General features: G+C 36.3%; 11 protein-coding genes. 3 read left to right on the forward strand and 8 right to left on the reverse strand.

The window, feature by feature from the left end; translation table 11 throughout:
* Positions 1-220 precede the first annotated feature (220 nt).
* The 8 genes from IC610_RS12175 to IC610_RS12210 form a co-directional block, all read right to left on the reverse strand.
* Complete coding sequence (locus IC610_RS12175) at positions 221-394, reverse strand: hypothetical protein (protein ID WP_191737102.1); 174 nt, start codon at positions 392-394, stop codon at positions 221-223.
* Between the two features lie 65 nt (positions 395-459).
* Entirely contained in the window at positions 460-1,425 is a 966-nt protein-coding gene (locus IC610_RS12180) for an ROK family protein (protein ID WP_056083371.1), read from the reverse strand.
* Positions 1,426-1,494: 69 nt separating this feature from the next.
* Complete coding sequence (locus tag IC610_RS12185) at positions 1,495-2,715, reverse strand: PepSY-associated TM helix domain-containing protein (RefSeq protein WP_191737103.1); 1,221 nt, start codon at positions 2,713-2,715, stop codon at positions 1,495-1,497.
* 130 nt (positions 2,716-2,845) lie between these two features.
* Positions 2,846-5,008 (reverse strand): TonB-dependent siderophore receptor, encoded by a 2,163-nt coding sequence (locus IC610_RS12190; protein WP_191737104.1) that lies wholly within the window; start codon positions 5,006-5,008, stop codon positions 2,846-2,848.
* 155 nt (positions 5,009-5,163) lie between these two features.
* Positions 5,164-8,238, reverse strand: coding sequence for a preprotein translocase subunit SecA (secA, locus tag IC610_RS12195; protein ID WP_191737105.1), 3,075 nt, complete (start codon positions 8,236-8,238; stop codon positions 5,164-5,166).
* Between the two features lie 89 nt (positions 8,239-8,327).
* Positions 8,328-8,549 (reverse strand): DUF2795 domain-containing protein, encoded by a 222-nt coding sequence (locus IC610_RS12200; protein WP_034709134.1) that lies wholly within the window; start codon positions 8,547-8,549, stop codon positions 8,328-8,330.
* A gap of 117 nt (positions 8,550-8,666) precedes the next feature.
* Positions 8,667-9,704, reverse strand: coding sequence for a GDP-mannose 4,6-dehydratase (locus tag IC610_RS12205; protein ID WP_191737246.1), 1,038 nt, complete (start codon positions 9,702-9,704; stop codon positions 8,667-8,669).
* Positions 9,705-9,718: 14 nt separating this feature from the next.
* A complete protein-coding gene (locus tag IC610_RS12210; RefSeq protein WP_191737106.1) occupies positions 9,719-10,876 on the reverse strand; it encodes a hypothetical protein in 1,158 nt (385 codons plus the stop codon).
* An 82-nt stretch (positions 10,877-10,958) separates the two neighbouring features.
* Here IC610_RS12210 and IC610_RS12215 point away from each other — a divergent pair, with 82 nt between their 5' ends.
* The 3 genes from IC610_RS12215 to IC610_RS12225 all read left to right on the forward strand — a co-directional run bounded on the left by IC610_RS12215 (position 10,959) and on the right by IC610_RS12225 (position 16,259).
* On the forward strand, positions 10,959-11,753 hold the full coding sequence (locus tag IC610_RS12215; protein WP_191737107.1) for a DUF2797 domain-containing protein: 795 nt from the start codon (positions 10,959-10,961) through the stop codon (positions 11,751-11,753).
* Positions 11,754-11,756: 3 nt separating this feature from the next.
* Positions 11,757-13,586 carry a WG repeat-containing protein gene (locus IC610_RS12220; RefSeq protein ID WP_191737108.1) on the forward strand — a complete coding sequence of 610 codons (1,830 nt, stop codon included), beginning with the start codon at positions 11,757-11,759 and terminating at the stop codon, positions 13,584-13,586.
* A gap of 66 nt (positions 13,587-13,652) precedes the next feature.
* Positions 13,653-16,259, forward strand: a complete 2,607-nt coding sequence (locus IC610_RS12225; protein ID WP_191737109.1) for a hypothetical protein — start codon at positions 13,653-13,655, stop codon at positions 16,257-16,259.
* The last annotated feature ends 7 nt before the right edge of the window (positions 16,260-16,266 follow it).

Below are 16,266 nucleotides of genomic sequence, written 5' to 3' on the forward strand. Positions count from 1 at the left end.
GAATTCAGACGTGTAATTTGGAAGATTTAGACGTGTGAATTTACAGGTTTACACGTCTAAATTTTACAGGTTTTAATTTAAATCAAAAATTCATACGGGTAAGTTAAAGAATTCATGCGGATGAATTGGATAAATCATGCGGGTAAATTGGAAGACTGATGGGGGTGAATTTTTGGGAGAAATATTTCTAAGAGATTTTACAGGAATTACCAGGCCGCTCCTACGGAGCTTTTGCGTGTGGCTGCATATTGTTTCTATTAACAGGATGACGCTCTGCGGCTTTTACAGGATTTTCGATTGACATTTGATTATTGACTGCTCCATAGGAGCAATATCTGTGTAGAGAACAGTCGATTGTGCTGGCGCGTTCCGTAGGAACGCTATCTCTTTTCACTACTAATATTCAAACGAAAAAGCATCCATGAAAGAATGCTTTGTGTTATTAATTTAAACTAAAATTTATTTCTCCCAAACCAACGCGCTTGCACCCAAAATAGCAGCGTCAGCTTCATCCAATTCAGAGAACACCAATCTCACTTTATTTCTGAAAATCGGAAGAAGATTTCTTTCCATGTGAAGTTTTGCAGGTTTTAAAATAAAATCTCCTGCTTTAATCACACCGCCAAACAAAAGGATGGCTTGTGGAGAAGAGAACATCACAAAATTGGCGAGTGCCTCACCCAGTTTCTGACCTGTATACCTAAAAACTTCAACAGCTACAGGATCGCCTTTCAAAGCACATTCATGAACTGTTTTGGAATTGATTGACTCTTCAGGATATTGGTTCAGCATAGATTCCGGGAACTCTGCACGCATTTTCTTGGCTGTGATAGCAATTCCGGTAGCTGATGCATAAGACTCGAGACTGCCTTCAGATCCTGTGCTCCAGTGTTTTCTGCCACCAGGTTTTACGATAGTGTGTCCTAATTCACCGGCAAATCCGTCGCTGCCGTAAATAAGATGTCCGCCGGAAACAATTCCGCTTCCTACACCGGTTCCGAGGGTAATCATGATGAAATCTCTCATGCCTCTCGCTGCGCCGTACATCATTTCGCCCAAAGCTGCGGCGTTGGCATCGTTCGTCATCTTGCATGGACTGTTGAATTTTGCAGTCATTAAATCAGCAAAACTGATAACGCCTTTCCATGGTAAATTGGGAGCAAGTTCTATAGTCCCTCTGTAGTAATTTGCGTTGGGAGCGCCTACACCGATACCTTCAATACCACTGTCGGAAAACTCTTCAATCAAAGGCTGAATTTCGCTGTAAAGTGCATCTACAAACTCTTCAGGTGTGCCGTATTGGTCGGTTGATAGGGAACCTTTGGTTAAAATCTGACCTCTGTGGTTGACTAGACCAAATTTAGTATTGGTTCCACCGATATCGATACCTAATGCAACCTGTTTTGACAAATCTACTACTGACATTTTCTTATTGTATAATTTCGAGGCAATAAATTTATAAAAAAGATTGTATTAATAGTTATGAAACGTATTTTATTTCAGAATCTGGATTGCTTTTTTTGTCTTTTTTCTCCGTCCCCACCAAATTAAAAAGCCGGTAACCGGAAGTGAAGCACAAATGAGACTGACAATAAATGCAATGATTTTTGTAGGTAATCCTAAGATAGATCCAACGTGGATGTCGTAATTCGCAGCCACTGTTTTTTCACCAAAGTTCTTGTCTTCGTGGTTGTAGGTGTGGAGCAGTTCACCAGAATTTTCATCAAAGATCAAACTGCTGTTTTTGTGGTAAGAGTAGGAGAGATGCTTCACAAAAACTGAGAAATTCGGGTGCTCATGATCATCCATGTGCGGATGCCCCAAATCAATTGCAAAGCCGTAAGAACTTGGATATTTTGCATGAACGGTTGCAATAACTTTGTCTAAAGTGGTTTCGTTTCTCATTTCAACGGGTGCTTTTGTAGTAATGTGAGAAAAATCGGGATAGACTGTGCTGCCACCCGAAAAAACAAAATAAATCATCGCCTGAACTACAAAGAATGCATAAAATAAACCGGTGATTGAGAAGATTAAAGCAAAAATAGAAGTGTAGAAACCCAGGACGTTATGAAGATCATAGTTTTTTCTTTTCCAGCTTTTGATATTTTTCCATTTAAATGAGAATCTTTGCTTTCTTGCAGCTTTGTTTTTTGGCCACCAAAGAATTATCCCTGAAATCAGCATAATGACAAAAATGATCACGGGAATTCCCACAACATATTTTCCCCAGTCCTGCTTCAGCAAAAAGCTCCAGTGAATACATTTTACAATCTGAAAAAAGCCGTTTTTTTCGTCAAAGACTTCTAAAACTTTTCCTGTGTAAGGATTGACGTAAGCTGATTTGTAGACAGGAAATTCATCAAAATAATTCCAGGCTGCGGTGTTGTGCTCGTACCAGTAGAACTGATAAGACATTTTTTTATCAATAGGAACGTTGACCCAATGGATTTTATATTTCTCTTTCACCTGCTCATCAACCATTTTCTCCAGAACACGGATGGGCAATACCTGCTTTTGAGCGATATTCTGTTCGTTGTGGTAGATGACTTCTTTTCTTGTAAAGTTTTCCACTTCATCTTTAAAGACAAACAGAGTTCCGGTAATGGAAACGATAAAAATAATAAGCCCAACCGACATTCCCAGCCAGAGATGCATCTTGCCTGTCCATTTTTTAAATGCGGAGGGTTTCTTTTTATGGTGATGTTTTTTTCTCATGAATTCTAACGTTGTGCAAATATAAAGTAAGATTTAATTTAGAATGAATAAAATCTGCTGATTTAAATTTAAAAACCTCCGACAGAAATTTGTGAATCTGCCAGAGGTAGTTATTTATTAAATTAATCCTTTAAAATTTATATACAATTGTTCCTAAGAAGTTTGCTAATTTCTGCGGATTTGCAGTAGAATATCCAGTCCAGTAATGTTCATTGGTAAAGTTGTCTACCCTTACTCCTATTCTGAATTTCTTCGCATCATAAAATGCATTGGCGTTCAAAACAAAGTATTCCGGTAAAATGAAATCACCTGTTACGTTATTGTCGCTGGCATAATTTCCACCAAATCCAAAACCAAGACCTTTTACTTTTCCATCAACAAACTGATAAGCCAAGTTGAAATTTGCATTCCAGAAAGATCCTGCGGTTGTTGGTCTAAAATCTGTAGACTCATCTACGGTATCGTTGTAAGCTAAACCTCCTACTAATGAGAAACCTTTTACAAGGTAGGCATTTACTTCCAACTCAAAACCTTTACTAAGCGTAGAAGCTGCTTGTTGCTGAACTGAAGCAAAATTTGCAGTGTATTCTCCAGTGTAAAGCAATTGGTTTTTCACCTGGATGTTGTAGTAAGAAACCGTCGCATTAAATTTATTTTTAAATAAACTTGCCTTGAAACCACCTTCAAACTGATTTCCTGTTTCTGCATCAGATAAAGTAGTATTTCCAGCTACATCAGAAGTGTAATATCCGTTTGATTTGAAAGAGTTTTGATAATTTCCGAAGACTGAGAATTTGTCTTTTACGATTTCATAAACAATTCCTGCCTTAGGTGAAAATGCGGATTGGTTAAATGCCTTTTCAGCTGTTGCTCCTGTTGGAGGTCCTACCATTCCTCCCAAATAATCATTGTTTTCATAACGGAGACCTGCCATAATATGCAAGTTGGCAATTGGTGTAAACAAGTTGGAAATATATCCTGAATAAGTATTTAAATCTCTAAGATAATCCCATGACGAAACGTTTGCAGGATTGGCATAAAGCGCAGCCAAAGCATCTGCATTCATCCCCGAATAATCTGCACCAGAAGCCGCTACAGTATCAAAATTAAAGTTTAAATATTTGTAACGAGCTCTTTCCGTTGTTCTCATATAATCAAAACCAACAACTGTTTTATTTTTCATTCCGTTTGAAAAATCATAATTGAAATTGAAGTTTTGCTGAATTTGGAACCAAGATTTCTTACTTTTATTGGTAGATTGGTCGGCTCTTGTTACATTGTAAGTGGACGAAACATCATCATAGGCAATCGAAAAATAGGGATTGTAGCCATCTGAGTAAGAATCGGAATTATTGATGTATGTATTGGATGTGATGTTATTATTGATTTTCCATTTTGCATTTCCAAAAATATTGGAGTTTCTTGCAGTCATGTACAAATCCTTACCGGTGTAAGATTCTTTATAATCTAAACCAGCCGCTTTTTCCAAATCTTTCATGTTGTTAATCTGATTCAAATTATCTGGTGAAAGGTAGAAGAAATAAGGGTTTGCTGTTACTCGGTTGTTGAACATTTCATAATCTACATTCAACTGAAGTTTGTCGGAAACATTCCAAGTAAGACTTGGCGCAAAGGTTGTGTACTGGTTTTTTGCATCGGTTTTAGTAAAGTTTCCTTCATTTGTATATGCTGTGTTTACACGAAAAAATAAGTCTTTAGTGATAGGAGCGTTCACATCTGCTGTTGCTCTGTATGTATTATAACTTCCAGCAGAACCAGATACTGCACCAAAGAAATTTTGCTGAGGTTTTTTGGTAACTCTATTGATAAGACCACCATAAGAAGCTACTGTACTTCCATATAGTGTTCCGGCAGGACCTTTTAAGAATTCTAATGTTTCAACATTTATTGCATCGATTGTAGAGGTAACAGGAGCAACCAAACCATTTCTGGTAGAAGCTTGAGAAGGGAAACCTCTCAAAACGAAGTATGAACCGCCATCTCCGGCTCTTCCCGTTGGATTCCACATTTTTTGTAGACCGGTTACGTTTCTATACGCATCGTCAACCGTGAAAATATTCTGATTTTCTAAAATCTGTTTGTCAATAGAAGAATAAACTTGAGGGTTTTCGATGAACTTCATCGGCATTTTATTCGAAGATTCTGTGTCCAATTTTTTCACCATTGTATTAATGATTACTTCTTCTATACTTTTAGAATTGGCAGAATCTTTTTCCTGTGCAAAAGCGAAAACTGTTCCTAGCAGTGACGCACAAATCAATAGCTTATTCATGTAGACTTAATTTTCTGCAAATATATTCTTTTTAATTATTCTAAATAAATCTTAAAATTGATATTTGTCATATTTAAATCACAATTAATATTCAGTAAATAACAAAAAACCGTCTCAAAAGAAACGGTTTTTTGTATAAAATGAAATTTATTCGCTTATGCAGGAATCTCTCCTTTGTATAAGAATGAAATAATTTCTCTGTTTAATTTATCGATCATTTCACTGAAAAGGTGGAAAGATTCCTGTTTGTAAATTACCAACGGATCTTTTTGCTCATAAACAGCTCCCTGAGAAGATTTTCTCAAATCATCCATTTCACGAAGATGAAGTTTCCAGTTTTCATCGATGATAGAAAGAGTGATGTTCTTTTCAAAATCGTTGATCATGGTATCACATTTAGAATCATAAGCTTCTTTCAAGTCAGTTACGATAGTCATTGTCTTAATTCCATCCGTGAACGGAACCTGAATCATTTTAAACATTGAACCCTGCGTCTGGAATACATTTTCTATAATCGGGAAAGATTTTTCTTTCAACAGATTCAGTTTCATGTTGTAATCTTCCTGAGCTGCACTGAATAAAATATTCGTAAGATCTGCAACCGTTTTAGCTTTGAAATCGTCCTCAGAAACAGGAGATTCCATAGTGAAAGTTTTGATGATTTCGTATTCAAATTCTTTATAACTTCCGGTAGCTTTTCCTTTCGCTACGATGGAATTGGCAACATCGAAAATCATATTCGTAATGTCATACTTAAGGTGATCACCAAACAGTGCGTTCTTTCTTCTTTTGTAGATTACATCACGCTGCTTGTTCATGACATCATCGTACTCAAGAAGTCTTTTTCTTGTTCCGAAGTTGTTTTCCTCTACTTTTTTCTGAGCTCTTTCGATAGATTTTGAAATCATAGAATGCTGAATTACTTCACCTTCCTTATGACCCATTCTGTCCATCATTTTAGCAATTCTTTCAGAACCGAATAAACGCATTAAGTTGTCTTCCAAAGAAACATAGAACTGCGAACTTCCAGGATCTCCCTGACGTCCCGCTCTACCTCTCAACTGTCTGTCCACACGTCTTGAATCGTGTCTTTCTGTACCGATAATTGCTAAACCACCGGATTCTTTCACTTCTTTTGAAAGTTTAATATCCGTTCCACGACCTGCCATGTTGGTTGCAATAGTTACAACTCCCGGCTGACCGGCTCCTGCAACGATTTCTGCTTCCTTTTTGTGAAGTTTCGCATTTAAAACCTGGTGTGGAATTTTTCTTAACTGAAGTGCTTTTGACAGCAACTGAGAAATCTCAACCGATGTTGTACCGACCAAAACAGGTCTTCCAGCAGCTGTTAACTGCTCAACTTCTTCAATAACGGCATTGTATTTTTCTCTGTTAGTTTTGAAAACCAAATCCTGTTTGTCATTTCTGAGAATCTGACGGTTGGTAGGAATTACCACAACGTCTAATTTATAAATCTGCCAAAGCTCACCAGCTTCAGTTTCAGCTGTACCCGTCATACCCGCAAGTTTGTTGTACATACGGAAATAGTTCTGAAGGGTTACGGTAGCAAAAGTCTGCGTTGCAGCTTCGATTTTTACACTTTCCTTAGCTTCAATCGCCTGGTGCAAACCATCTGAATAACGGCGGCCTTCCATAATACGGCCGGTCTGCTCGTCAACGATTTTTACTTCACCGTCGATTACAACATACTCATCATCTTTTTCAAACAATGTGTAAGCTTTAAGCAACTGACTCATGGTGTGAACCCTCTCTGATTTCTCAGCAAAATCTGCAAAAAGTCTTTCTTTAGCTTCAAATTCTTCTTCTTTAGATAAATTTTTAGCTTCAACCTCTGCGATTTCAGTTCCGATATCAGGAAGTACAAAGAAGTTATTATCTGAATTCCCCTGAGACATGTATTCAACACCTTTGTCTGTAAGGTCTACCTGATTATTTTTTTCTTCAATAACGAAGTATAGATCTTTATCAACCGTCGGCATTTCGCGGTTGTTGTCTGCCATGTACTGAGCCTCAATTTTCTGAAGCAATGCACGGTTTCCGCTTTCTGATAAGAATTTAATCAGCTGTCTGTTTTTCGGAAGACCTCTGTAAGCCTGAAGTAATTTAAACCCACCTTCCTTGGTATTTCCGGCAGCAATTAATTTTTTAGCTTCATTAAATATTGCAGAAACTGTTTTTTTCTGAACCTCAACAATTCTGTCGATAGAAGGTTTCAGAACATCAAATTCCTGTCTGTCTCCTTGCGGAACCGGACCAGAAATAATTAACGGCGTTCTTGCATCATCTACCAAAACTGAATCTACCTCATCCACAATGGCAAAGTTTAATTCTCTCTGAACCAATTCTGTCGGAGAGCTCACCATGTTGTCTCTCAGGTAATCGAAACCAAATTCGTTATTCGTTCCGTAAGTAATATCTGAATTGTATGCTTTTCTTCTTCCGTCTGAATTCGGCTGATGATTGTCGATACAGTCGATGGACATTCCGTGGAACTGATACAATGGTCCCATCCACGCGGAGTCACGTTTTGCCAAATAATCATTCACGGTTACCACGTGTACACCTCTTCCCGGCAGAGCATTAAGGAAAATAGGGAGTGTTCCTACCAAAGTTTTACCTTCACCGGTTGCCATCTCTGCAATTTTACCGCTGTGAAGAATAACCCCACCAATAAACTGAACATCGTAATGTACCATATCCCAGTTTACGGGAGTTCCGGCAGCATCCCAGTGGTTTTTCCAAACTGCCTGGTCACCCTGAATTTCTACAAAATCTTTTCCTGAGGCAGCCAATTGTCTGTCCCATTCTGTAGCCGTCACACGGATTTCTCCGTTTTCAGCCCATCGTCTTGCTGTTTCTTTTACTAAAGCAAAAACTTCCGGAAGAATCTGAAGAAGTACTTTCTCTTCAATTTCGTAAGATTCTTTCTTCAGTGTGTCGATTTTTGAGAATAAAGCTTCTTTTTCGTCAACATTAGTTGAGTTTTTGATAAGCTCTTTTGTTTCTTCAACCTGAGCAGTAATTTTGCTGGTTGCAGAACTGATATTTTCTTTAAACTCGGCCGTTTTTTCTCTTAAACCATCATCAGACAATTGCTGAATTCCAGGCTCAACAGCTTTGATTTTTGTTACAACTTTTTTTACTTCCTTTAGGTCCTGCGCTTTCTTGTCTCCCAAAAACCCTTTAAGAACTTTGTTTAAAAAACTCATTTATTTAGCTTTTAGCAAATAACCTGTGGCTAATTGCGTTAGTAATTATATAAAAAAGCCAATGACGGAAGCCATCAGCTGTTGCTATCTTAATATTCGTCTTCGTTCCAAAGATAATCCTCGTCTGTAGGATAGTCGCTCCAGATCTCGTCGATGGCATCGTAAACTTCACCTTCATCTTCGATAGCCTGAAGATTTTCTACCACCTCCATCGGTGCACCGGTTCTGATTGCGTAGTCGATCAATTCTGCCTTTGTCATTGGCCAAGGCGCGTCACTTAAGTAGGATGCTAATTCTAATGTCCAGTACATAATATTTTAATTTTTGCAAAAGTATAAAATTAGGTTATATTATAGCCTTTTTTATACTTGATTTTCAATTCTTTTTGTTAAATATTTATGAACAGCAAAAAGTATTTATACACTCTGTCAGCTATTCTGTTCTCGATTTCTCAAAAACCATTCCACGAAAGTTTTTATGCCATTTTGGAAGTTTACAGTTGGTTTATACGCCAATAATGTGGCTGCTTTGGCAATATCAGCATTCGTTTTTGTGACATCACCGGCCTGCATTGGCAGATTTTTTCTGTTGGCTGTCTGTCCCAGAGCATTTTCTAAAGTAGCGACCATTTCGTTGAGTGTGATCACTTCGTTTTCACCTAAATTAATAATTTCATAAGCCCTGTCACTGTTCTCCAAATATTCTATTGAACCAATAATCCCATGGATGATGTCGTCTATAAAAGTATAATCCCGTGCGGTTGATCCGTCGCCATAGAACGGGATTTCTTTATTTTCAGAGATAAGTTTTGTAAATTTATGAATGGCAAGATCGGGGCGCTGTCTCGGGCCGTAAACCGTAAAAAACCTGAGGTGAATCATGTCGATTCCGTAGAGACTGTGATACACATTGCCTAGGATTTCAACAGCTCTTTTTGTGGCGGCATAGGGAGAAATAGGTTGGTCAACGGCGTCACTTTCTGAAAAAGGTATTTTTTCGTTGTTACCGTAAATGCTGGATGATGAAGCGCAGATCATTTTTTTAATCCCGAAATCTTTCGCCAGCTCCCACAGATGCATGGTTCCTTTGATATTGACTTCTTCGTAATCTAACGGTCTTTCGATGGATGGTCTCACGCCGGCAAGTGCAGCGAGATGAATTATTAAATCAATTGTATGATTTTTAAAAATTTCTTCTAAACCATTTTTATCTCTGATATCAACGTTGTAAAGCTGAAAAAGGTCAGATTTTGTCTGTTCAATCAGAGCCTGAATATCATTTAGTTTATCTTTAAAATTAAATGAAGAATTGGAACCTACAGATTCTAATGTATTCCTGATTTTGATTTTATAATCATAGAAATCATCAAAATTATCGATGCTGATGACAGAATGTCCGTTTTTCAACAGGTTTTCTATTAGATGAGAACCGATAAATCCGCTTCCGCCGGTAATGAGATATGTCATTGCGTTTTTTCTAATCATGATTTGGCATCAATAAATTTCTGTTCCTGAGCAGAAAGCAAGGTTTTTGTTTCATTAATATCTTTATCGGGAATGTTTTCTATAAAGGATTTGCTCAGGTCGATTTTCTTCTTTAATCCGCGCTTACTTCCTTCACTGAATTTTTCCAGCTTAATTTCCTGATAAGCTTTAAAAGGAACTTTCATGGTTTTAGATTCAGAATAGCCTTCGCCCATGACAGTAATTAATGACGGTAAATATTGGTTATTTCTTTTATAAAAATCAAAAAAAACTTCTGCTTTGGTTGTATTGCTGGTATAAGGCTCTCCCGTTTTAGACACTTTTTCGGATTGGGCAAAGTTTTGGTCAATTACGACATTCAAATTTACTATGGCCCTGTCGTTTTTATTGTAGGTTAAAAATCCTGTAAATTTTATTTCAAATTGATCGTTTCTTTCGCTTTCGAAACGTAGTTTTTGAATTCCGGCATTTTCATATAACAGGCTTGTTTTTATTTTTAAATCTTTAAGAGTATTCAGCATACCGACAATTTGATAATTCATATAAAATGTTCCGATAAAGTCTTTAGGAAGAAGATTGGGAACTGATGCGAAAGGGTATTTCTCGTCAAGCTTAATAGTCTTATAAAATTTAATATCATTCAGACCAATATTGAAAAAACTGTCAGTGTCGTTACCTGCGTTGAAATTAAAATAATTGAATCTTGACCAAACATTTACGTCGGCGACCAAAAGATGAGCAATTTTACCGTCAACAAAAGATTTTTGCTTTACTGTACCGGTATAAAGCGAGGGATTTGAATAATAAACGGTGCTGTAGGTGTCAATAATATTCTTAAAAAGATTCTTTAAGTCAATATTTGTAACAACGACCTCTTCGATCTCTTTGAAAAGAGGGTTCAGGTATATTGGTGAAGAAAGGGCGGAGATTTTTTTCTGTCCATACCATGGCGCAGAAATTTCTATATTTTTAATCTGCTCCGGGATAAGTACTTTACCGTCTTCATTCGTGTACAAGACACTGCTTCCGGTAAGTATTTTCGCATTTGCAATGGGCTTGGAATCTGCAGAATCGAGTACAGACACAGTTCTAAAAGATTGTGCTGTAATATTTGAAACTGAAAAAATCAGGAATAGGAACAGTAGATTTTTCATACGTGTTTGAAGAATCACAAAATTATAAAAATTAAGTTGATAAAGTATATTTCAGTATTTTTACTTTCAAATTAAAAAAGCAATGAAATTTCAGGGGCAAATTTTAAAAATGACGAGTTTTGATGCTCAGCCTATACAATATTATCTGAATCTCTCCAACGATCTTATTCACATGAATGAATTGTTTGGGAAAGATTTGTCAATAAAGCACATAGGTTTTCAATGTGTTAATTGTAATTTGGATAAGGCTATTTACAGAATGGGTTTCTGCAAAAGCTGCTTCTTCGAAAGCCCGTATGCCAGTGATACCATTATTCGTCCGGAGCTTTCTACAGCGCATTTGGGCGTTGGTGAAAGAGATCTTGACGTGGAAAAACAAATTCAGCTGCAGCCGCACACTGTTTACTTAGCTTACACAGGCGATGTGAAAGTAGGTGTTACCAGAAATTCGCAAATTCCTACACGATGGATTGATCAGGGAGCAACGTTTGCTCTTCCGATTGCACGAACAGAGAATCGCTACGAAGCCGGAATGATAGAAGTTGCCCTGAAAGAGCATGTTGCCGATAAAACCAACTGGCGCAAGATGCTTCAGGACGATTTTGAGGATGAGATTGATTTGCAGGATTTTCAGCAGAAAATCAGAGAGTATTTCCCTGAAGATTTCCAGAAGTTCTATTCAGAAGGCGAAAATATGTGGAAGTTTGATTACCCTTTTTCAAAACCGGAGAAAATAACTTCTTTCACTTTAGACAAAAAGCCGGAATTTACCGGAAAGTTGGTTGGAATTAAAGGGCAGTATCTGAGTTTTGAAGGTGGGAACTTTATAAATGTGAGGGGGCATGAAGGGTATGTGATTGAGCTGGAAATTTCTTAAAAAATGAAAAATCTGTTCTTTTTCGTTGTATTATTTTTTATTTCTTGTAATTCAAATTCACAGGAAATGATTGATTTGTCAAGAAAAAACATTTCATATTTCGAAAAAGATGAAGAGACGGGTTGGATTAGAGTAAATCTTCATCAACCAAATAAATGGGGATTCATAAATAAAGACAGTTTAGTTATAATTCCTTTTGAATATGATTTTTTGAATCCTTTTGAAAATGGATTGGCATATGCGAAAAATAATGGCAAAGAATTTTTCATCACAAAAAATAATTTAAAATTAGAAGGAGATTTTGAAGCAATCAACATTTTTTCTGAAGGACTTGCTTCTGCCAGAAAAAAGCAAAAATGGGGATTTATTAATATTCAAGGGCAATTTGTGATTCCTCCTCAGTATGATAAGGTTGATTATTTTAGACCAAGTGGCTTATGCGCTGTTCAAAAAAGCGGCAAATGGGGATTTATAAATAAGAAAGGTAAAGAGATTATTCCAATTATATATCCCGAAGTTGATCAGCAAATGCTCGATACTAATGTAATTGTAAAGAAAAACGGGAAATGGGCTGTTTTCGATAATCAAGGTAAGCAGCTTGCAGATTTTATTTATGATAAAATCCATCGTACAGACATTATAGATTTTTCTAAAGATATTTTTAAAAGACATGCTTCTACCTATTTTGAAAATGGTGCAGCTCTTGTGGAAAGAAACGGCAAATTTGAGTTTATAAATTTAAAAGCTCAGGCGGCTTTTCCCAATAATAAATTTGATTCTGCAACTGTGTTCGATACCTTCAAAAATGCTATTGTAAAAAGGAAAGGGAAGTATGGAATGATAAAGACCAATGGTGAATTTAAAATCCCCTTAGAATATGATTTTATAGAACCTTACGATACCAGTCATGGAGTTTACTCCGAATATTATAATGCAAGAAAAGGAAAAATTTATCACATTTTAAATAAGGAACTCAAAGAAATAGGACTTTCTTATGAGCCTGTTTACAATGCTTTTACAATAGATGATCCAATCATAATTTTTAAAAATCTGAAAAATAAGTTTGGAATGGTTGATTGGCAAGGTGAAACTTTGATACCTTTTGTATATGACAGAATGGATGAAATTGAGGGAACACCATTTCTGAGTGTTGCAATTGGGGATAGTTTTGGAATCATTGATGAAAAGGGACAGATCAAAATTCCTCTTCAATACCACGAAATATACCCGCTCTATGATAAATTTGATGACGAAGAACTAAGTAAAAAAAATTTGTTTATTGCAGACAATAAAGTAATTAACATCAATAACAAAGTGCTAATTGACGGATATAATTTGATTGTACCCATTTTCAATAATCATAACTATTTTATTATTTCCAAGAATAAAAAGTTTGGGATCATTGATGTCAACAGAAAAATAATTCTTCCTTTAGAATACGATGAAATTTCAAATTGGACTGAATATGGACCGCGACATTCTAAATTTATTGTAAAAAATGGAAAAATAGGTTTAATTGATCACGAAACCTTCAAAATTACGATACCACCGATTTATGATAAATTTAGTTATCTCAATGGCTTAATTTTCGCTAAGAAACAAAACAAAGCTGGGATTATAAATGAAGAAGGAAAAATTTTATGTGATTTTATTTATGATGAAATTTATCCTAATCTAAATGATTTCTACAGATATGATAATCAAGAGCCAAGAATTTATGCAAGAAACGGAAATGCTTATTTTCAGATTGATGCTAAAGGAAAAGTTTTAAAATCAAACCTAACTAGAAAAAATGTAATGGAACATTCTGAAATTCCCGTCATCAATAAATAACAAATACAGGAATGGTTACTTTCACCAAGTAATAAGTGAAAATCAATAATTCAACAGAAATAAATCATGAAAAAACCCTGGGTTAGAAAGCTTTTAATAGGTCTTGGAATTTTCTTCGGACTGATTCTGATTGCCAATTTTGCTCTCAATATCTGGCTCAAAACCCAGCTTCCTGATTACGTTAAAAAAAATACAGACTACAAAGTATCGTATAAAAGGATGGATGTGGATCTTATGACCGGAAATATTTTTGCTTCCGCGATTGAAGTAGAATCCAAAAATCCGACAAACACACAGGTGATTGGTTTGAAGGGAAGTATTGACACTTTAAAAATCAGCCGTTTTGGAATTTTTGATGCTGTATTTAATAAAAAAATCAGTTCTACCGATCTCCTGTTGGCAAATCCGAATCTTGAAATTACACTAGCTGATGCTGTTGATAAGAAAACTGGGAAAAAGAAAAATCCGGTTTCCTTTGAAAATATAAGAATCAGAAATGGTAAAATAACGGTTTTTAAACCAACAAAAGAAAAGTTTTTAAGTGTTCAGGATTTAGATTTAATTGTAGAAAATCTTGAAACAACCGAAGATGTAGTGGAAGATAAACTGCCTGTAGTTTTCGACAGCTACAGCATTCGGGGAGAGAATTTCTTCTTTCAGCCCAATACAATTTACCAGCTTACCATTGCGAAAATTACGACGAAAGACGGACAGATGTCTGTAGAAAATTTTTACCTGAAACCATTGGTGAGTTTCGATGATTTTAAAAAGAATTTTCCCATGCAGAAGCAGCTTTTAGAGTTTGCCGTTCCGCAGATGAATTTCAAGGATATTACTTTAAAAAAAAATAAAGTTTCGCTTTCCGGTGCTCATTTTATCAACCCGCGTTTTTTAGTTTACACCAACAATGCTGTCGCTTCCAAAAAAGAAAAAAAGCCGTTCAATTTTGATATTGATCTGAAAGGCGTTCAGATTACCAACGCATCTGCTCAGCTTATAAAACCAGACGGAACCGACCTTTTGCTGGCAAAAAAACTAAATCTTTCGGTTAATGACCTTGTTTTTAATAAAGAGACTTCATCTCAGGTAATTCCTGTGCATTATAGCGGTTTTAAATTTAGTGGTGAGGATATTTTGCTGGCTGCCAATAACTATATTCATTTTAGAAACATTAATATTAATCCTAAAAATGGCTCATTTAATGAAATTGCAGTTACAAATCCGGGCAATAAAACTGATTTAAAACTTAAACAAATTGCGTTCAATATTAACGACTGGAAGATTGAGGACAAAAAACTCAATCTGGATGTAAAAAATGTCCTGGTGGATGGCGTTGCCGGAGTATACATTCCTTCTGGCGAAAAGGCAGTGAAGAAAAAGCAAAATTTTGCAGGTATTCAGTTTCCTGTAACGATCAGAAATATTCAGCTGAAAAATTCAGATTTTACTTTAGATAAAGATAATCAGCCGTTATCATTCAAACAGCTCAATGCGCAAATCAGCAATCTGGAAATTGCTCCCAGGACAGATAATTCCGGTCTCGCCTTTAAAGTAAAAGATTACAGTCTTTCCTCATCCAATTTTTCCTATAAAACAAAATTTTATCTGATGACTGTCGGAAATTTAAATTTAGCTAAAAACAAGGCGGTCATCAGTAATTTTGCGATGAAGCCACTGGTTTCAAGAGCTCAGTTTATCAAAATGATTCCGGTTGAAAGTGATCTGTATGATCTTAAATTTTCTCAGATTTCTGCTGCCGGCGACTTGGATTTCTTCTCGGAAAACAAATCGATTCGCGCAAGCAACGTAACAATTTCAAATGCCAATGCCAATATTTTCAGAAGTAAAGTTCCTGCGGATGATCCGAAAATAAAACCGTTATATTCTAAAATGTTGAGATCGATCAACATCCCGATGTTTGTTGACCATTTATACCTCAAAAATTCCTATCTCGAATACGAAGAAGACACAAAAAAAAGTGACGGACCGGGAAAACTGACCTTCAGCAACTTCAATATGCACGTGCAAAATCTGAATTCTGCCAAAATGAAAGGAAAACCGACCGAAGTTAAAATTAAAATCGACTGTTCTTTCCTCAATGCTTCGCCACTTTCTGTCAACTGGAATTTTAATACGGCAGATCAAAGTGACCGTTTCAGAATTGCCGGCCGCGCAACGGGAATTCCTGCATCATCGCTGAATGCGTTTATCGTTCCTTATATGAATGTTTCTGCAACCGGCACGATTCAGGAGATGCTTTTTGATTTTAAAGGTAATCCGAAAGGTTTAGGAGGAAGTTTTAAATTAAAACATAAAGATTTAAAAATCGCCCTCTTAGATAAACAGACGAAGGCAAAGAAAAATCTGCTGAGTGCCGTCGCAAATGTTTTCATTAAGAGTACTTCCGACAAATTCCCTGAATCTGTGGAAGTGGAAGGTGTTGAGCGTGATCCGACAAAATCGTTCTTCAATATGTTCTGGAAAGGGATCGAAGACGGTCTGAAGAAAACGCTCATCGGCGAGAGCCTTGCTAAAACTACGGAAACTGTAAAAGATGTGACAAAATCTGTGAAAGAAGAAGCAAAATCTCCATCAAAAACAGAAGAACCTCCAAAGAAAAAAGGCTTTATGAAAGGCGTATTCAGGAAAAAAGAAAAATCCGAAACTAAGTAATCAGTTT

The sequence above is a fragment of the Chryseobacterium caseinilyticum genome (assembly GCF_014837145.1).
Classification (GTDB): Bacteria; Bacteroidota; Bacteroidia; order Flavobacteriales; family Weeksellaceae; genus Chryseobacterium; species Chryseobacterium caseinilyticum.